The sequence below is a fragment of the Singulisphaera rosea genome (assembly GCF_054877945.1).
Genome location: NZ_JBTYIP020000010.1, coordinates 228,045 through 246,830, shown reverse-complemented (window position 1 = coordinate 246,830; position 18,786 = coordinate 228,045). Strand labels below are relative to the sequence as shown.

Sequence of the window (18,786 nt, the reverse complement as noted above, 5' to 3'; positions counted from 1 at the left end):
GACTCATGAACCTTCGACATGGCCTGCTCGCGGCGATCGGCCTGCTCGGCCTCTCGGCCGCACCCTCCCCTGCCCTCGCGGACGAGCCGTCGGGGGCGAGTCCGAAGCCGGCCCCGAAGTCAGAGACGTTCTGGGTCATCCCGCACACGCACTGGGAGGGGGCGGTCTTCAAGACCCGCGAGGAATATCTGGAGGTCGGGTTCCCGCACATCGTGAAGGCGTTGCGGCTCCTGAAGGAACAGCCCGAGTTCCGGTTCACGCTCGACCAGGTCGCGTACATCCGCCCGTTCCTCGAACGCTACCCCGAGCACGAGGCCGCCTTCCGTCGCTACATCGCCGAGGGTCGGCTCCAGATCGCCGGTGCGCTCGACGTCATGCCTGATATCAACATGCCGGGGGGCGAGACGTTCATCCGGCAGATGATCTACGGCAAGGGATACTGCCGCGAGAAGCTCGGCGTCGAGGTCGCCACCGCCTGGCTCATCGACTCGTTCGGCCACCACGCCCAGATGCCCCAGCTCCTCACCAAGGGGGGATACAAGACCTTCTGGTTCTTCCGAGGCGTCCCCCGCCAGGACTTCCCCGCCGAGTTCCTCTGGGAAGGGCTCGACGGCACGAAGATCCCCTCCTTCTGGCTCGCGCACTCGTATGCGGTGATGTACCCCGCTCCGAATGTTTATGCGGCGTTCCGCGACTTCGCCAAGGCCCGGTTCAAGCTCCTGGATTCGAACGCCAAAGGGTCGCCAGACCGGGTCGGCCTCGCGGGGGCTGACGTCGTCGAGCCGCAGGAGCACCTCGTCCCGCTCGTCGACGAGTTCAACCGCAAAGGGGAAGCCCCGTTCTCGCTCCGGATGGCCGTCCCCGCCGACTACGAGGCGGCCGTGGCCAGGCGCGGCGACTTCACCACCTTCAAAGGAGAGCTCACCCCGATCTTCCAGGGGATCTACAGCAGCCGGATCGAGCTCAAGGGCTGGATGCGGACCCTCGAGCGGCAGCTCCTCACCGCGGAGAAGCTCGGCGTCCTCGCCGGCTGGCTCGGGGCCTCGCCCTGGCGTGATTCACTCATGAACACGTGGGAACCCGTCCTCTTCAACGAGACCCACGACCTCGCCTCGGGCGTCATGACCGACCACGTCTACGAGGATACGATCCGGAGCTACGAGTACGCGAACCGACGTTCCGGCGAGCTGATCGACGCGAGCTGGCAGGCGCTCGCCTCGAAGGTCGACACCCGAGGCTCGGGGGCACCCGTGGTCGTCTTCAACCCGCTCGGCTGGGCCCGGTCGGACGTCGTCGAAATCAACCTCGGCTTCGACGAAGGGGGAACCCTCGGGGTCACCCTGGCCGACGACGAGGGGAAGCCGGGCCCCGTCCAGATCCTCGAGTCGGAGCGCTACGCTGACGGCGGCCTGAAGACGGCGCGCGTCGCCTTCCTGGCTCGCGAGGTCCCCGCGCTCGGCTATCGAACCTTCCACCTCAGCCCCGGCAGAGAGGCCGCCCCGTCGTCTGCTTCAGGCTCGGGTGACACGCTCCTCGAGAACGAGTTCTACCGCGTCGCCGTCGACCCGACGTCCGGGGCCTTGACCGGCCTCCGGGTCAAGGACGGCGACTGGGACGCCCTCTCGGGGCGAGGCAATGTCGTCTCTCGCGAAGTCGACCGCGGCGATCTCTGGGAGCTCAAGAAAGGACTCGACGGCGGAAGCCGGATCGCGATGACGACCAAGCAGCCCGTCCCGAAGCCCGGCGAGGCCGTCTTCAGCGACGACAAGCCGGGGGCGAAGGGGACCATAATGACGGGCCCCGTCCTCTCGGAGTTCCGGATCGCTCGTCCGTTTGACAACGGCCGGTTCGCGACGACCGTCCGCGTTGCCTCGGGCCTGCGCCGGGTCGAGTTTACCACCAAGCTCGTGAACCAGGAAAAGTATGTGCATTACCGCGCCCTCTTCCCGACCACGGTCCGGGGGGGCAAGGGGACCCATGAAATCCCCTTCGGCGCGATCGAGCGGGCCGACGCCATCGAGTTCCCCGCCCAGAATTGGGTCGACTACGGCGACGGTCGTCACGGGCTCGCGCTCCTCAACGCCGGATTGCCCGGGAACCTCGTCACCGACGGGACGATGATGGTCTCCCTCCTCCGCTCCCACACCCTCGGCGCCTATGGGTTCGGCGGTGGCTACGAGCCCGGCATGTCGTCCGAGACCGGCCTGCAACTCGGCCAGGAACGCACGCTCCGCTACGCGGTCGTCCCCCACACCGGCGATTGGCGCGAGGCGGGCGTCTTCCGCGACGGCCTCGAGTTCAACCACCCGCTCGTGTCCCGCAAGGAAGCCCCCCACCCCGGGACTTTGCCGAAGCGCTGGGGCTTGCTCGAGGTCTCCAGCCCGAACGTCGTCGTCTCGGCTCTCAAGCCCGGCCGCGACGGCTCGGTCGTCCTGCGGCTCTATGAGGCGACGGGCAAGGCTACTCCGGGCGCGACCGTCAAGCTCCGGGCCAAGGTCCTCTCCGCCCACGACGCCAACCTCCTGGAAGACGCCGGCCCCGCTCTCAAGGTCGAGGGCGACACCGTCCGCCTCGACCTCGGCCCGTTCGAGATCAAGACGCTCGTCCTCCGCCTCGCCGATAGGGAACGGCAGGCCGTCGAGGCGGAGTAAGTCCGCGTCCCGCAACCCGGTTTTTTCTTGAAAACCGGGTTTCTGTGCTCTCGACCTTGACGACCCCTCCCGGGATATCACCACCGACTCCGACAGGAGCCCGGCCACTCTTTCTCCTCCCGCTACGATCTCGAGAGTTTATCCGTCGCGCCCGGGTCACTTCGGTTTCCCCTATCTTCTTTCTGCATCCAATCAGGCGTGACATCTCCCGGAAGCTGTATCGTTCTGATACGATCGCGATCAATCGGCGTCGCCTATGGGCGTGCACGTGTTTAAAGGCGAGGTACTCCGGTCGGAGCGAGTGAGATGTTTCCCCCCGAAGCTTCGGCGTCGATGCCCTGGTGGCGTCGCCCCATACGCATGGCCCTGACCGTGCGGCGGCTGATGGCGTTGGTCCTCGTCATCGCGTGCGCCCTGGGTTGGTTCATCGGCCGCGCGAACACCCAACGCGACGCCGTCGCCGCGATCCGACGGGGGGGAGGGAACGTCAAATTCGACGCCCATGTGGGGACCATGGACCTCTTCCGGGACGACGGCACGAGTTGGCCCCTCTGGCTCGCGGACCGGGTCGGCCACGACTACTTCATGAACGTCAAGAGCGCCAACGTCGGGTCCCGGGACGACGACGCCGTCATGCGATATGTCGGGAGACTTGGGAAGCTCGAATATTTGTATGTTCCAATGGATTGTACTCTGAGCGACGCCGGCCTCGCCGAACTTCGACGGTCGTCGAGCTTGAAGTCCCTGAACTTCCCCGCGGCCGGGGTCACGGCCGAGGGCTTCGCCAACCTCAAGGGCTTGGCCAACCTGGAGAGCCTCACCCTCCTGAACGGCACCATCGACGACGGGGGCATGGCCAACTTGCAGGGCCTGACGCACCTCGGGGCCTTGCGACTCTCGGGACGTGGCATCACGGACGTGGGGTTCGCCCACCTCGACGGCCTGGACCGACTGTTCTACCTCGTGTTCGATCGGTGCTCGATCACCTCCACCGGGCTGGCGGCCCTGGGCAAGATGTCTCGGCTGGAGACGCTCCTTCTGCAAGGGACTCGCATCACCGACCTGGCTCCGATCCGACACCTCGCCGGCCTCAAGAACCTCGGCATCAACGGCAGTTCCATCGACGACTCCGGTCTCGAGCCGGTCGCGAACCTCCACAGTCTGGAGATTCTCGCGCTGAGCGACTCGAGGGTTACCGGCCTCGGCTTAAAGGCGTTGAGGGGGCTGCCGTCGCTGAGCACCCTGAACCTCGCCGGTTCACCGATCCAGGATGAGGGGCTGACCGCCCTCGTCGGCTCCCCGAAGCTGAATTCCATCAACCTCGCCCGCACGAAGATCACCGGCGCGGGCCTCGGTGCTCTGAAACGGCTCCCTAACACCTGGCGTCTCGACCTCTCCGAGAATGCGATTACCGACGTTGGGCTAGATAACCTCGCCGGCCTGCCCCTCCTTATCGACCTGAACATGGCCGGCACGCGGGTCACCGACGTCGGGCTGGAGGTGTTGGGCCGATTCCCCAATCTGAACAGCGTCGATTTATCCCGCACCCAAATCACGGACGCCGGGCTCGCGGCCTTTGGCGGCCTTCGCGGGCTCGGCACCCTCAAGCTGTCGCATACGCGGGTCACCGACGCCGGACTCGCGGCCCTGGGCCGGATCCCGAGCCTGAGCAGCATCGACCTGTCCGGCACGCAGGTCACGGACGCCGGACTCGCGGCCCTGGGGACCAGGACGTATTTCCTCACGCTCAAGGGGACTCCGGTAACGGAGGCCGGGATCCTCGCGTTCAAGAAGACGCGACCCCAATCCTTCATCGAGCACTGATGGGCCATCGCCAACGTGGCGGGATCTCGGGAAGCGTCCCCTTGGAGATGGTGCCCTCTATGGTCGGTTTTTTGAAAGTTCGAATAATGTTGATGTTTAAATTGCTTGATGTAAAAAATCTATAAATTATCTGAAACTCTTGTTTTTCTAGACTTTTTCCTTTGTGTCTTCGTGCCTTTGTGGTGAAAAAATCCCGAGTGCCCTGTCGTTCAAAAGATCTTGCTATAAGGCTGGGGTGCCGGGGCGGCCTTCGGGCCCTCGACTTCCAGGAGCGTGGCCACGTTCGAGCGGATCATGGCGGCGATCGAACCGGTCGGGAGGTCGTTGCAGTCGGTGCCGAACGGGTCCTCGATCTCCTCAGCCATCAGCTCGAGGCCGAGAAGGGCGAAGACGATCAGCATCGTCAACGGGACGGCGAGGTAGCCGTACTCCGGCACCAGGCCGACCGGCAAAATCGCGGCATAAAGAAGGATAAAAATCTTGATGAAGACGCTGTAGGAGAACGGGATCGGCGTCTTCCGGATCCGCTCGCAGGCGCCCGCGACATCCAGCAGGGCCTGGGTGTGGGGCTTGAGCAGGAGCAGGTCCATGCCGTCAACCTCTCCGTCTCGCCTCGCCGTGTGGACCCTGGCGAGGATCTCGTGGGCGATCACCATCGGGAGCCGACCCGGCGCCGGCGGGCCGTCGCGGCCCGACTCCGCGGGTTGGATGACGGGGAGCGACGCGGGCGAGCCGAGGACCTCCCCGCGGAGCTGTTTGCTCAACGCGAGGGCGAAGTCGGCAATCAGGCCGGCGTAGATCGACCGGGCCTCTCGGTCGTCGGCCGGGAGGACGACGTCGAGCTGGATCGCGAGATTTCGCGAGTGGTTGACCAGGGTGCCCCACTGCTTGCGCCCTTCCCACCAGCGGTCGTACGCGGTGTTCGTGCGGAAGACCAGGATGATGCTCAGGATCACGCCGAGGAGCGAGAAGGTCCCCGAGATCGAGCGGTGTCCTTCCAGGTTCAGGCGGAGGATGAGGAAGCTGAGCACCAGGGAGTACGCCCCGATCAGGAGGGCGGCGCGCACGAGTCGCTGGAGCGTCCAGCTCGTGCCGAGGTGGATGAGGTCGCGGTACCAACTGCGGTTGGGGCTATATTCGATCATATCGCCAATTCTTCGACCCAGGACCGGAGGATCTCCATCGCCCGCCCGACGGCGTCGAGGTTGTCGGGGTCGTTGAGCCAACGACTGACGCCCGACGGGTGGGGAAGCGGCAGGTAGCGGACCCCGTCGCGGACCGTCGCCGTGCCGACAGCCCCCGAGAGCGATGGGACCCGGCCGAGGAACGTCCGGATCGCCAGCAAGCCAACCAGGAGGATGACCTCGGGCCGCAGCACCTGGATCTGCTCGTCGAGCCAGGGGCGGCAGAGCCCCTGCTCCTCCGGGGACGGGACTCGATCCCCTCGGGCACCCGGGAGCCTCCCGGGATAGCATCGGGTGATGGCGCTGAAGTGGATCTTACGCCAGAAGTCCTCGCGCGGAATCCCCCCTCGCTCGAACCACGCTCGGAGCTTCTCCCCCGCCGCCCCCGCGAACGGCCGAGCATCCCGACTCACCCGCAAGCCAGGGGCCTGCCCGACCAGGAGGATCCTCGGCAACGCCGCGTCCGGCTCGGGATCCCGGGCAAAGGGGACCGACACGGCCTCGTCGAGGAACCCCGCAGCATGGCATCGGCGACAGGCTCGGAGCCGGGCGTTGAGCGCCACGGCCTTCGCTCGTCGGCCTTCTTCAGTCTGGAGGCGAGACGCCATCAATCCTCCGGCTCGAGGTCCGTGGCTTCTGCCGCCGCCCAAAGATCGTCCAGCGGGACGGCAAAGTCGGGCAAGACGAGCCCCCCGGCGACTTGGCCCTCGCCGAACGTCCGCTCAACCCACGAATCGCCGTCCCTGACCAGGACGAGGATTCGCCGGCGGATCGAGTCAACGATCCAATATTCGTGAATTCCGAATGCGAGGTACTCTTCACGCTTGGTCACGTAATCGCGGGCGTGGGCCTCGGCCCCCGCCGAGACGACCTCGACGACGAGCGAGGGCGGGCGGGACCCTCGAGAATCCGCAGGGGTCCCCTTGAGGACGACCGCGACGTCGGGGTTCCTCCCCGAAGCCATCGTCGGGAGCCAGAGACGGAACTCGCCCGCACCGCCGTACCGCTGGATGGTAGCGGGATGGGCCTGTCGGTAACGTTCGAGGGCTCCGTAGAACGAGCAGACGATCAGGCCATGGGACTCGCCAGGGACGTTGGTCACTTCAAGGACCCCCCTGGCGAGTTCGTAGCGATAGCCTGCTTCCTCTTCCGCATCCCAGAACTCCTGGAGGGCGATCCTTCGGCCGTGGTCGGCCGGTCCGATGCGGATTGCGGCGGTCGTGGCCATGGGGAGTTCGCTCCCAGATCAAAAGGGGCGGGCGTGAAATGGGGCCGGCCCGCATCCCCGAGAGGAGATGTGGGCCGGATGTCGGAGATCCGAGGATCCAACAGGGTATGGTGACGAGAGGCGAGGCCTGCCCTTATTCGGCGGCCTTGCCGGCGGGGGCGGGGGCCTCGTCGCGGGGGTACCGGCTGTAGCCGGGGCCCTTCTCGGCGAGCGCCTCGAGCGCCTCGGGGCGGATGCGGACCTCGGCGTCCTGGTGGGACTTGAACCCGGTCCCGGCGGGGACGAGGTGGCCGAGGATCACGTTCTCCTTGAGGCCGACGAGGTAGTCGACCTTGCCCGCCAGGGCGGCCTCGGTGAGCACCTTGGTCGTCTCCTGGAAGCTCGCGGCCGAGATGAAGCTGTCCGACTGCACGGCCGCCTTGGTGATCCCCAAAAGCTGGGTGCTCGCCGCGGCCGGCTTGGGACGGATCCACTCCGCCTTCTTCGCGCTGGTCGACTCGACCCGGAGGTTCTCCTGGTCGAAGTGGTCACGCGGGACGATGTCCCCCTGGCGGAAGTCGCTGTCGCCGGGATCCTTGATCTTGACGCAGCTCATCAGCTCGAGGTTCTTGCCCCGGAACTCGAACTTGTCGATGACCGAGCCGGGCAGCAGACCCGTGTCACCGACGCTCTCGACGCGCACCTTGCGGAGCATCTGGGCGACGATGATCTCGAGGTGCTTGTCGTCGATTTCAACACGCTGGGACCGGTAGACGTTCTGGATCTCGCGGAGGAGGTACCGTTGCACGGCCTCTTCGCCGGAGATCCGGAGGATGTCGTGCGGGACCAGCGGCCCTTCGACCAGGGCGTCGCCGGCGCGGACACGGTCGCCGCCGTGGACGCGGAGGTACTTGCCGTGCGGCACGAGGTGCTCGCGCTCGATGCCGCTCTCGTTCTTGACGATGATCGTCCGCTTGCCGCGGCGCTTCTCGTCCAGGAGCTCGACGCGGCCGTCGATCTCGGCGATGACCGCCGGCTCCTTGGGTCGCCGGGCTTCGAAGAGCTCGGTAACTCGCGGCAGACCGCCGGTGATGTCCTGGGTGCCGCCGACCTCTCGAGGGGTCTTGGCCAACAGGGTGCCGGCCGTGATCTGCGCCCCCTCCTGGACTTCGATACCGGCCCCTTCGGGGATGTAGTTGTAGGCGAGGATGTGCCCTTCGCCGTCCTCGATGAGGATCTGCGGGTGCAGGTCGCCCTTGTGCTCCATGATCGTACGGCGGGCGTGGCCCGAGACGTCGATCTCGATTCGCATCGTCTCGTTCTCGACGATGTCCTCGAAACGGACTTTTCCGCCGACCTCGGCGAGGATCGGGATGTTGTGCGGGTCCCACTCGCAGATCATGGTGCCGCGGGTGATCATCGACCCGTCTTCGACCTTCATCTCCGCACCGTCGGGGACGTCGTACTTCTCGAGCTCGCGGTTCTTGGGGTCGAGGATCTGGATCTCGCCGTTACGCGAGAGCGCGATCTTCTTGCCCTCGTTGTTGGTGACGAGGTTGATGCCGACGTACTTGACCTTACCGTCGCGCTTCGCCTTGTGGTCCTTCTCCTCGACGCCTCGGGTGGCGACGCCGCCGATGTGGAAGGTACGCATCGTGAGCTGGGTGCCCGGCTCGCCGATCGACTGGGCGGCGATGATCCCGACCGCCATGCCGGGCTCGACGAGCTGGCCGGTCGCCAGGTCCATGCCGTAGCAGCGTCGGCAGATCCCCAGGGTGGCCTCGCAGGTCATCGGGCTGCGGACCTGGATCTTCTCGATCTGCATGTCCTCGAGCTTGCGGGCCGCGGCGACCGTGATCATCTCGTTCTCGCGAACGACGATCTCGTCGGTGATCGGGTTGACGATGTTCACCCGGCTCACGCGGCCTCGGATCGACTGGACGAGGCTGACCTCGACCTTCTCGCCCTTGTAGATGACCCCCTTCGTGATCCCCTGCGAGGTCCCGCAGTCCTCCATCGTGATCACGACGTTCTGGGCGACGTCGGCGAGCTTACGAGTGAGGTAGCCCGAGTCGGCCGTCTTGAGCGCCGTGTCGGCCAACCCCTTCCGGGCCCCGTGGGTCGAGCTGAAGTACTCGAGCACCGAGAGGCCTTCTCGGAAGTTCGCCTTGATCGGCGTCTCGATGATCTTGCCCGACGGCTTGGCCATCAGGCCTCGCATGCCGGCGAGCTGTCGAATCTGCTCGACGCCGCCTCGGGCACCCGAGTCGGCCATCAGAAAGATCGGGTTGAGGTACACCTGGCCGTTCCGGACGTCGTGCCGGAGCTGCTCCATCATCTCGTTGGTGATGCGCTCGCGGGCGTGCGTCCAGGCGTCGAGGACCTTGTTATACCGCTCCTGCTCCGTGATGATGCCGCGCTGATAAAGCTTGGCGGCCTTGGCGACCTCTTTCTCGGTCTCGTTGAGGATCGTGTCCTTCGAGGCCGGGGTCTTGAGGTCGTCGGTGGCGAACGACAGGCCCGAGCGGGTCGACTCGCGGAACCCGAGGTCCTTCATATTGTCGAGCAGGTTGATCGTCTCGGCCCGGCCGAGGATCTGGTAGCAGTCGGCGATGATGCCCTGCAACTGCTTCTGCCCGAGCGCCATGTTGTAGTACGGCATCTTCGGCAGGAGGATGTCGTTGAAGATCACGCGACCCGTGGTGGTCTTGATGATCATCCCGGGGGTGAATTCCTTCTCCCCCTCGCCGCGGAGCTTCTTGTGCGCCGGCAGGCGGAGGTTGATCATCGCGTGGACGCCGACCTTCTTCTGGCTGAAGGCCAGGAAGACTTCGTTGGGGCTCGAGAACGTCATCCCTTCGCCGGGTTCGCCCGGGCGCTGGACGGTGACGTAGTACGAGCCCATGACGATGTCCTGCGTCGGGCTGATGATCGGGTTGCCGTTGGCGGGGCTGAAGATGTTGTTGGTCGACATCATCAGCGTCATCGCCTCGACCTGTGCCTCGATTGAGAGCGGCAGGTGGACGGCCATCTGGTCGCCGTCGAAGTCGGCGTTGAAGCCCTTGCAGACGAGCGGGTGGATCCTGATCGCGTTGCCTTCGACGAGCACCGGCTCGAATGCCTGGATGCCCATCCGGTGCAGGGTCGGGGCACGATTCAGGAGGACCGGGTGGTTGTGGATCACCTCTTCGAGGATATCCCACACCTCCTCGACCTTCCGCTCGAGCATCTTCTTCGCCGACTTGATGGTGTCGGCGTGGCCGAGCTCCTTGAGCCGTCGGATGATGAACGGCTGGAAGAGCTCGAGCGCGATCTTCTTGGGCAGGCCGCACTGGTGCAGCCGGAGGTCGGGGCCGACGACGATGACCGAACGGGCCGAGTAGTCGACGCGCTTGCCCAGGAGGTTCTCGCGGAACCGGCCCTGCTTACCCTTGATCATGTCGGTGAGCGACTTCAAGGGGCGGTTGCTCGAGCCGAGCACCGGTCGCTTGCAGCGGTTGTTGTCGAAGAGGGCGTCGACGGCCTGCTGGAGCATCCGCTTCTCGTTGCGGATGATGACCTCGGGCGCGTTCAGGTCGACCAGCTTCTTGAGCCGGTTGTTCCGGTTGATGATCCGGCGGTAGAGGTCGTTCAGGTCGCTCGTGGCGAAGTTGCCCGAGTCGAGCAAGACGAGCGGCCGGAGGTCGGGCGGGATGACCGGGATGCACTCGAGGACCATCCACTCGGGGCGGTTGTCGCTGTCGCGGAGCGACTCGACGACCTTCAGCCGCTTGGTCAGGTCCTTGGTCTTCTGCTTGCTGGAGGTCTCGCCGAGCTCGCTGCGGAGCTGCTTCGAGAGGGTGACGAGGTCGAGCCGGGCCAGGAGCTTCCGGATCGCGTCGGCCCCCATGTCCGCCTGGAACGTGTCGCCGAACATCTCGCGCGACTTGCGGAAGTCCTCCTCGGTGAGGAGCTGCCGTTCCTTGAGCGGGGTGTCACCCGGGTCGATGACGACGTAATCCTGGAAGTAGATGATCCGTTCCAGGCTCGTCGTCTTCATGTCCAGCAAGGTGCCCAAGCGGCTGGGCATCGCCTTGAAGAACCAGATATGGACGACCGGCGCCGCCAGCTCGATGTGGCCCATCCGCTTGCGGCGGACCCGCGAGTGCGTCACCTTGACGCCGCAGCGGTCGCAGATCATCCCCTTGTATTTCATCCCGCGGTACTTGCCGCAGGCGCATTCCCAGTCCTTCTCCGGCCCGAAGATCCGCTCGCAGAACAGGCCGTCCTTCTCAGGGCGGTAGGTCCGGTAGTTGATCGTCTCCGGCTTCTTGATCTCGCCGAAGGACCAGCTCCGGATGTCGTACGGGCTGGCCAGCCCGATCTTGACGGCGCCGTAGTCGTTGATACGATCGTAGGCACTTTCGCCCATACTCACGAGACACTCTCCTCTGCACGCAACTGGCCGTGCCGAAGCGGGGTTGTTTCGGGGGAAAGTCAATTCGAGCGGTCGGTCAAGCGAACGGAATCCCTATCCCAAGTCGCGGGCATCGACCAAAAAAAGTCCGCGGCCCGGCCCCCTCAACGTCGGGTTGCGTCGAGGCGAGAGGACCGCCGCGGTTCAGACGGTCATCCGAGACCATTGGTGCCACGCCGGCCTTCTCCTTCGCCGGATGGTGAGGACTCCCAAGAACCAAGCCCAATGACCTCGATATCAGGGCAGGCGCAGCTTCGAACCTCGCCGAAGCCGGCCTTCGATGGAGTCGATTACCGCCGATGATACGAAATCTCAACGCTGATTCCAAGAAAATTCTGCTTGACAGTACGGATTTTGTCTGAAGTTTCCTGCGGTTAGGCTCTCAATGGTCGCCGAGCGGGCGATCGAGGTTCGCGGCATCACACCAGAGACTCCACAGGAGCCCCTCGAATCCCGGCAAGGCGTGGCTGACGATCGTGTCGTCGCCGAGGAAGACGTGCTCCTCCCATGTCCAGTCTCCTCCTCCGTCGCCCTGCTTCCGTTCGAGCACCGTGACTTGTCGGAGCATCGGGTCGACAATCCAGTATTCGTCGATGTCGAGGCCGAAGGATTCCCCTCGCTTGGCGACGTAGTCCCGGTCCCTGGCCGCCCGCCCGGCGGAGACGACCTCGACGACCACTCCCAGACGGCCGCGGCTGCCTTGGGATGGGCTTCGGAACGCCATCCCAAGGTCGGGATGGCGGGCCGAGACCGCGTCCGGGATGACCAATCGGAGGTCGCTCCCGTGCCCGATGCGGAGGATGCGGTTGGGATACCGGCGTCGGTAATCGCTGAAGCCCTCGTGCAAGTTGTCGACGACCTGTCCGTGGTCATCGCCGGGGACTTCCCCCACCTCGAGGACTCCCCTCGCCAGTTCATACAATGAACCCGGGATTTCGTCGGCTTCGTGGAATTCCTCCAAGGTCATCCTCCGACCTTGGTCCATCGGCCCGATCCGGGTTTCGCACGGTCGCCATCGACGTCGTACCCCCGTACGGTGGGCGCCGCCCACCGACCAACTTCGGCCCCCATTCGTTGAGGGTCGAAACCGGGTGGGCGCCGCCCAACCGGCTCGATGAGAACCTCAAGGGGACTTGGGTAATACCACAAATGGGGCCTTGAACGCCCCGAGTGTAGCGTGTGATTGTATTCTGGTGTGAGACTTCTCAAATGGGAAGCCGGGGGGCGGGGAATACCCGATTCCCCCGGCGTCACCGGTCGTCGCGGCCTCAGATCCGCTTCTTCTCGAGCTGCATGTTGAGCCCGAGGCCGCGGATCTCGTTGGTGAGCACGTCGAAGCTGGCGGGAGTGCCGGCCTCGAGGGTGTTCTCACCCTTGACCATCGACTCGTAAATCTTGGTCCGGCCCTCGACGTCGTCGCTCTTGACCGTCAGGAGCTCCTGGAGGATGTAGGCGGCGCCATAGGCTTCGAGCGCCCACACTTCCATCTCGCCGAACCGCTGGCCGCCGAAGCGGGCCTTGCCGCCGAGCGGCTGCTGCGTGATCAACGAGTACGGGCCGGTGGCCCGGGCGTGGATCTTGTCGTCGACCAGGTGGTGAAGCTTGAGCATATAGATATAGCCCACCGTCACTCGCTGGTCGAACATCTCGCCCGTGCGGCCGTCGTAGAGCTGGGCCTTGCCGTTCTCGGGCAGGCCGGCGTCCTTGAGGCACTGGCGGATGGTGTCCTCGCTCGCGCCGTCGAAGACGGGGCAGATCGCCTGGAACCCGAGCTTGGCGGCGGCCCAGCCCAGGTGGGTCTCGAGAATCTGGCCCACGTTCATACGGCTCGGCACGCCGAGCGGGTTGAGGAGGATCTCGACGGGGGTGCCGTCGGCGAGGAACGGCATGTCTTCTTCGGGGAGGATCTTGGCGATAACCCCCTTGTTGCCGTGTCGGCCCGCCATCTTGTCACCGACCGAGATCACCCGCTTGGTCGCGATGTAGATCTTGACCATCTGGAGGACGCCCGAGGGGAGCTCGTCGCCCCGCTTCAGGCTGTTGAGCTTGCGCTCCTTCTCGTCCCGCAGGGCCTCGATCCTCGGGGCATACTGGCGGACGACCTTGCGCGCCTCGACGGCCTTCTCGGGGCTCCTCAGGTCGAGGGCCTCGAGCTTGAACCGTTCGCTCTCGTCGGAGAGCACCTTCGGGTCCTTGTCGCGGCCCAGGGGCTTGCCCGTCGACGGGTCGAGGACCGGCCCGCCGGCCACCTCCTCGAGCGCCTTGATCATCTGCTTGTATTCTTCCGAGACCTTGACGTTCTCGGCCTGCTCGGTGTCCTTGAGCTCCTTCTCGAAGGCCTTGCGTTCGTCTTCGTTCAGGCTCATCCGGCGGCTGAACCGCTGGGTGTTGATCACGATCCCTTCGACGCCCGAGGGGACCTCGAGCGAGTCGTTCTTCACGTCCTCGCCCGCTCGCCCGAAGATCGCGTGGAGCAGCTTCTCTTCCGGCGTCAGCTCGCTCTTGCTCTTGGGCGCGACCTTGCCGACGAGGATGTCGCCCGGCTTGACGTAGGTCCCGATCCGGACGATCCCGTTCTCGTCGAGGTTCCGAAGCGCCTTCTCGGAGACGTTGGGGATGTCGCGGGTGAACTCCTCGCGACCGAGCTTCGTCTCGCGGATCTCGATCTCGAACTCCTCGATATGGATCGACGTGTACACGTCTTCCTTAACGAGGCGTTCGCTGATGATGATCGCGTCTTCGAAGTTGTAGCCGTCCCAGGCCATGAACCCGACGAGGACGTTGCGGCCGAGCGCGAGCTCGCCCTGGTAAGTCGCCGCGCCGTCGGCGAGGATCTGCCCCTTCACGACCTTCTGGCCGGGGACGACCACCGGCTTCTGGTTCAGGCAGGTCCGCTCGTTGAGGCCGACGTATTTTCGGAGCTTGTAGATCTGGTTGTGGTCGAGGATGACCCGCGACGAGTCGACGTAGGTGACGGTCGCGTCGGCGGGCGCCTTGACGATCATCCCCGAGTTCATGGCGACCGCCCGCTCGAGGCCGGTGGCGACGATCGGCGGCTCCGCGATCAGGAGCGGCACGGCCTGCCGCTGCATGTTCGAGCCCATGAGCGCGCGGTTGGCGTCGTCGTGCTCGAGGAACGGGATCAAGCCCGCCGAGACTCCCACCATCTGCTTCGGCGAGATGTCCATGAACTGGACTTGGTCGACCGGGATCGAGTGGAAGTCGGTCTGATACCGGGCGATGACCAACGGACCTTTGAGCTTGCCCGAGTCCTCGGCCGGGGCGTCGGCCGGGGCGAGGTAAGCCTCGCTCTCCTCGTCGGCTCGCATCCAAACGACTTCTTCCGTCCGCTGGCCGTGCTGGATCTGGCGGTACGGGGTGACGAGGAAGCCGTACTCGTCGACGCCGCCGTAGATCCCCAGCGAGCTGATCAGGCCGATGTTCGTCCCTTCGGGAGTCTCAATCGGGCAGATCCGGCCGTAGTGGGAGATATGGACGTCACGCACTTCGAAACCGGCACGCTTCCGATTCAAACCGCCCGGGCCGAGGGCCGAGAGCCGGCGTTCGTGCGTGAGCTGGGCGAGCGGGTTGGTCTGGTCGACGACCTGGGAGAGCTCACCCCGGCCGAAGAAGTACTCGATCGCGGCGCTGATGCTCTTGGGGTTGATCAACGACCGAGGGGTCATGTCCTCGGCATCCTTGAGGCTCATCCGCTCCTGGACGGTGCGGCGGAGCTTGAGGAAGCCCTTGCGGAGCTCGTCCGCGGCGAGCTCGTCGATCGTGCGGAGGCGGCGGTTGCCCAGGTGGTCGATGTCGTCGACGTGTCCCTTACCGCGGCGGAGGTTGAGGATGTACCGGATCGCGTTGACGTAGTCCTCGGGATCCAGGGTCATCTGGTCCTCGGGGATCGTCTGGCTGAACTTCCGGTTGATCCGGAACCGGCCGACCTTGCCGAGGCGGTAGCGGTTGGTGTCGAAGAACTTTTCGTGGAAGAGTTCCTTGGCCTTCTCGAGCTGGGGCGGGTTGCCCGGCCGGAGTCGCTGGTAGATCCTGAGCAGGGCGCTCTCGTGGTCGGTGGTCGGGTCTTCCTGGAGCGACTGGAGGATCAGCGGATCCTTGGCTTCCTTGAGGACCGTGATGCCGCCGAGGTCGGGGGCGTCGGCGAGGACCTGCGCCGAGGTCTTGGAGATGGTCGTGCCGCTCTCGATCAGGACTTCGCCCGTATTGGGGTCGACGATGTCGCCGCAGGCGATCCGGCCTTCCAGCAAGGAGGCGGCCTTGGGGTCGCCGGCCTCGACGACCTCGGGCTCGTAGAAGGCGGAAAGGATCGCCTCGTCGGACGAGAACTGCGGGCTCATGGCGCGCAGCAGGGTCATCGACGAGAATTTGCCCGACTGGTCGATCCGGACGCCGAGCGTTTCTTTCTTGGTGACCTGGAGTTCGATCCAGCTTCCGCGCTCGGGGATGACGCGGCAGGCGTGGAGCTTGCGGTCGCCGGCCTCGATTTCGACGACGAAGTCGACGCCCGGCGAGCGGTGGAGCTGGCTGACGACGACGCGCTCGGCGCCGTTGATGATGAACTCGCCGCCGCCGATCATGATCGGCATGTCGCCGAGGTAGACCGACTCTTCGATGGCGGTCTCACCCTTGTTGAGGCGGAGCCAGACGTGGAGCGGCCGACCGTAGGTCAGGCGGAGTTGGCGGCACTCGTCCGGTTCGTAGCGCGGCTTGCCGAGGTCGAACTTGATGTATTCCAGCTTCAGCGTCTTGTCATAGCTCTCGATCGGGAAAATTTCCCGGAAGACCCCTTCGAGCCCGCTGTCGGCGCGGTCTTCGGCCGGGAGGTCGGCCTGGAGGAATCGCTCGTAGCTGCGGGTCTGGATCTCGGTCAGGTCGGGGACGGGGAACACATCATAGATCCGGCCGAAATTCCGTTGGTTGGCCGGGGTGATCCGACGCACGGTCGTCGCGGTGGGCATGAGCTCACGCTCCTCAAGGGGAGATGGGTGGGCGCCGGGGCCGGCCAGGCCGATCGGTCACGGTTGCCCCGCCGGGCGACCGTGCCGGTGAGGAGGATTATCTCCGCCGCCGGCGCGCCTAGACACCCCAGAGGCCGGCCAAGAGGCCGCCGTCCGGGGCGGTTGCGATCGTGGTCCGCGGCAAGCGACCTGCTCGAGGCCGGTGACCGGCTGAAGAAGGACGCCGTCGCGTTCAAGGTGACGGGTGCGTTGCGTTGCGGGTCCGGGTGACGAATCGGGACATCTCCCGACGGATTTCGGTGCGGCCGGACCGGCGAGAGAAACGGGGGGCGGCCCGAAGGGCACTCTCTCGGCCGATCCAAACGACCCTCGGGTTCGGGGCGAGGTTCGAAAGCGGGCCCGGGCCCTCGTTGAGGGCCCAGGTCTCTAACGTCCATCATCTCCGACCGGAGGTGTCGATGCAAACCGAAATCGCCAGGGGAGATAATCCCGTACTTGGCCGAGATCCTCGGCTTACTTGATCTTGACGGTGGCGCCCGCCTCTTCGAGTTCCTTCTTGAGCTTGTTGGCATCGTCCTTCGAGACGCCGGTCTTGACGGCCTTCGGAGCGGCCTCGACCGCGTCCTTGGCCTCCTTGAGGCCCAGGCCGGTGGCGGCGCGGACGACCTTGATGACGTTGATCTTGTTGGCGCCGATCGCTTCGAGGACGACGTCGAACTCGGTCTGCTCGGCGACCGGCTCGGCCGGGCCGGCGGCGGCAGCGACCGGACCGGCGACGACGGCGGCGGCGGCCGGCTTGATGCCGTGCACGACTTCGAGGTAGTCGCCCAGTGACTTGGCCTCGAGGACGGTCAGCTTGACGATCGAGTCACCCAGGGTCTTGATGTTGTCGGCGAAGCTCGCGGTCTCGGCGGTGGCCATGATCTTCAGATCCTTTCCTTACGCGGCGTCCGGGGCGATGGTTCGGTTCGTTCGGGCGCCCCGACGTGACGAAATTTGTTGGGTTCAGTGACGGAACGACAATGACGGTCTCGCGCCACCGCCCCCGGCACCTCGCCGGCGGGCGTTTCCTACAATGAAAGGGACCCTGACGGGGTCGGCGCTACGGGTTCACCACGGATCAGGCCTCGGCGTCGGGCGCCGGAGTTTCGGCATCGGCTGCCGGGGCCTCGGCGTCGCCTGTCGGCGCGCCCTCGGACAGGGTCTTCAGTTGGCTCATGAGGCCACCCGCGGGCGCATTGGCCAGCGAGACGATCCGCTGCGCCGGGGCGAGCGCCAGGGCCACAACTCGGCCGATCAAGGCCTCGCGGCTCGGGAGCTTGGTGATGTCCTCGACCTGGGACGGCCCGATCACGACGCCGTCGACGGCGCCCCCCTTGATCTCGGGCTTCTTGAGGGTCTTGACCTGGGTCGAGATCTCCTTCGCCAGCTCCGCGACGCCGTCGCCGCCCCAGACGGCGACCGACGGGCCTTCGAGGAACTTCGCCAGGCCATCCATCCCCATCTCCGTGAAGATGCGGCGGGCCAGCGTGTTCTTCAAGGTCCGGATCTTGATCGACTTCTTCCGCAGGTCCATCCGAAACTTGTGCTCGGCGACCGCGTCCAACCCTTTCAGGTCGAGGATCAGCACGGACCGGCTCCCGTCCAGGTCGGTACGGAGCTGATCCATCATCATTTCTTTGACGTATTTGCTCATGATTGCATCCGGTCCCTCAACGGGCGTTGGACGGTCACGCCTGGACCCGGATGCCCGGGCTCATGGTGGCCGAGATGGTGACCGACCGCAGGTACGTCCCCTTGGCGGCCGCCGGCTTGACCGTGCGCAAATGGTTCAAGAACGCGGTGATGTTCTCGAGGAGATCCGAGTCGGAGAAGCTGAGCTTCCCGACCGGGGCCGCCACGTTCCCGCCCTTGTCGTTGCGGAACTCGATCTTGCCCGCCTTGAACTCGCGGACGCCCGCCGTGATGTCGGTGGTCACTGTGCCCGAGCGGGGCGACGGCATCAGACCTCGGGGGCCGAGGAGCCGGCCGAGCGGGCCGACGACGCCCATCATGTCGGGCGTGGCCAGCGCGACATCGAAGTCGAGGAATCCTCCCTTGATCTTCGCCGCCAGGTCGTCGCCGCCGACGATGTCGGCACCGGCCGCCGTCGCCTTCTCGGCGTTCTCGCCCTGGGCGAAGACGGCGACCCGCACGGTCTTGCCGATGCCGTGGGGCAAGGCCACCGAGCCTCGGACGTTCTGGTCGCTCTGCCGAGGGTCGATGCCGAGGTTCGTGGACACCTCGACCGTCTGGTTGAATTTGGTCGTCCCGAACGTCTTCAACTGGCGGATTGCATCCGCCAGAGGGATCGGGTCGACCGTCTTGACCTTATCGCGCAAGGCGCGATACCGTTTCGATTGAGACGCCAAAGGTCGCGCTCCTTTCCGGAGGCTGCCGCCGTCGATGTCCCGTTTCACCTCGATCGTCGCGAGGTCCCGGCGGG

The 18,786-nt window shown here is 65.5% G+C and carries 11 protein-coding genes; 2 read left to right on the top strand and 9 right to left on the bottom strand.

Annotation, left to right across the window (positions count from 1 at the left end; genetic code table 11):
* The first annotated feature begins 5 nt into the window (after window positions 1-5).
* Window positions 6-2,651 carry an alpha-mannosidase gene (locus ACYOEI_RS18965; protein WP_462851113.1) on the top strand — a complete coding sequence of 882 codons (2,646 nt, stop codon included), beginning with the start codon at window positions 6-8 and terminating at the stop codon, window positions 2,649-2,651.
* A 306-nt stretch (window positions 2,652-2,957) separates the two neighbouring features.
* The gene (locus ACYOEI_RS18960) at window positions 2,958-4,475 is read left to right on the top strand and encodes a leucine-rich repeat domain-containing protein (protein ID WP_462851111.1); all 1,518 of its coding nucleotides are present in this window, start codon (window positions 2,958-2,960) and stop codon (window positions 4,473-4,475) included.
* Window positions 4,476-4,684: 209 nt separating this feature from the next.
* Here the strand turns inward: ACYOEI_RS18960 and ACYOEI_RS18955 are convergent, their stop codons facing one another.
* From ACYOEI_RS18955 to rplA, 9 genes are all read right to left on the bottom strand, one after another.
* Window positions 4,685-5,620, bottom strand: a complete 936-nt coding sequence (locus ACYOEI_RS18955) for a bestrophin family protein (RefSeq protein WP_462851110.1) — start codon at window positions 5,618-5,620, stop codon at window positions 4,685-4,687.
* Entirely contained in the window at window positions 5,617-6,267 is a 651-nt protein-coding gene (locus tag ACYOEI_RS18950) for a uracil-DNA glycosylase family protein (protein WP_462851109.1), read from the bottom strand. Before ACYOEI_RS18950 ends, ACYOEI_RS18955 begins: the two co-directional genes overlap by 4 nt.
* Window positions 6,267-6,887: a Uma2 family endonuclease gene (locus ACYOEI_RS18945; RefSeq protein WP_462851108.1), complete on the bottom strand. Its 621-nt coding sequence runs from the start codon at window positions 6,885-6,887 to the stop codon at window positions 6,267-6,269. Before ACYOEI_RS18945 ends, ACYOEI_RS18950 begins: the two co-directional genes overlap by 1 nt.
* A gap of 133 nt (window positions 6,888-7,020) precedes the next feature.
* Complete coding sequence (rpoC, locus tag ACYOEI_RS18940) at window positions 7,021-11,277, bottom strand: DNA-directed RNA polymerase subunit beta' (protein WP_462851170.1); 4,257 nt, start codon at window positions 11,275-11,277, stop codon at window positions 7,021-7,023.
* 427 nt (window positions 11,278-11,704) lie between these two features.
* On the bottom strand, window positions 11,705-12,307 hold the full coding sequence (locus tag ACYOEI_RS18935) for a Uma2 family endonuclease (protein ID WP_462851107.1): 603 nt from the start codon (window positions 12,305-12,307) through the stop codon (window positions 11,705-11,707).
* 283 nt (window positions 12,308-12,590) lie between these two features.
* Window positions 12,591-16,301, bottom strand: a complete 3,711-nt coding sequence (gene rpoB / locus ACYOEI_RS18930; RefSeq protein WP_462851106.1) for a DNA-directed RNA polymerase subunit beta — start codon at window positions 16,299-16,301, stop codon at window positions 12,591-12,593.
* Between the two features lie 513 nt (window positions 16,302-16,814).
* Window positions 16,815-17,222: a 50S ribosomal protein L7/L12 gene (gene rplL, locus ACYOEI_RS18925; protein ID WP_462851105.1), complete on the bottom strand. Its 408-nt coding sequence runs from the start codon at window positions 17,220-17,222 to the stop codon at window positions 16,815-16,817.
* Between the two features lie 199 nt (window positions 17,223-17,421).
* Window positions 17,422-17,997 carry a 50S ribosomal protein L10 gene (gene rplJ / locus ACYOEI_RS18920; RefSeq protein ID WP_462851104.1) on the bottom strand — a complete coding sequence of 192 codons (576 nt, stop codon included), beginning with the start codon at window positions 17,995-17,997 and terminating at the stop codon, window positions 17,422-17,424.
* 34 nt (window positions 17,998-18,031) lie between these two features.
* On the bottom strand, window positions 18,032-18,712 hold the full coding sequence (gene rplA, locus ACYOEI_RS18915) for a 50S ribosomal protein L1 (RefSeq protein WP_462851103.1): 681 nt from the start codon (window positions 18,710-18,712) through the stop codon (window positions 18,032-18,034).
* Between the last annotated feature and the right edge of the window lie 74 nt (window positions 18,713-18,786).

Coding starts and splice junctions, on each gene's coding strand:
- ACYOEI_RS18965 (WP_462851113.1), top strand. CDS start 6: ATGAACCTTCGACATGGCCTGCTCGCGGCGATCGGCCTGCTCGGCCTC.
- ACYOEI_RS18960 (WP_462851111.1), top strand. CDS start 2,958: ATGTTTCCCCCCGAAGCTTCGGCGTCGATGCCCTGGTGGCGTCGCCCC.
- ACYOEI_RS18955 (WP_462851110.1), bottom strand. CDS start 5,620: ATGATCGAATATAGCCCCAACCGCAGTTGGTACCGCGACCTCATCCAC.
- ACYOEI_RS18950 (WP_462851109.1), bottom strand. CDS start 6,267: ATGGCGTCTCGCCTCCAGACTGAAGAAGGCCGACGAGCGAAGGCCGTG.
- ACYOEI_RS18945 (WP_462851108.1), bottom strand. CDS start 6,887: ATGGCCACGACCGCCGCAATCCGCATCGGACCGGCCGACCACGGCCGA.
- rpoC (WP_462851170.1), bottom strand. CDS start 11,277: ATGGGCGAAAGTGCCTACGATCGTATCAACGACTACGGCGCCGTCAAG.
- ACYOEI_RS18935 (WP_462851107.1), bottom strand. CDS start 12,307: ATGGACCAAGGTCGGAGGATGACCTTGGAGGAATTCCACGAAGCCGAC.
- rpoB (WP_462851106.1), bottom strand. CDS start 16,301: ATGCCCACCGCGACGACCGTGCGTCGGATCACCCCGGCCAACCAACGG.
- rplL (WP_462851105.1), bottom strand. CDS start 17,222: ATGGCCACCGCCGAGACCGCGAGCTTCGCCGACAACATCAAGACCCTG.
- rplJ (WP_462851104.1), bottom strand. CDS start 17,997: ATGAGCAAATACGTCAAAGAAATGATGATGGATCAGCTCCGTACCGAC.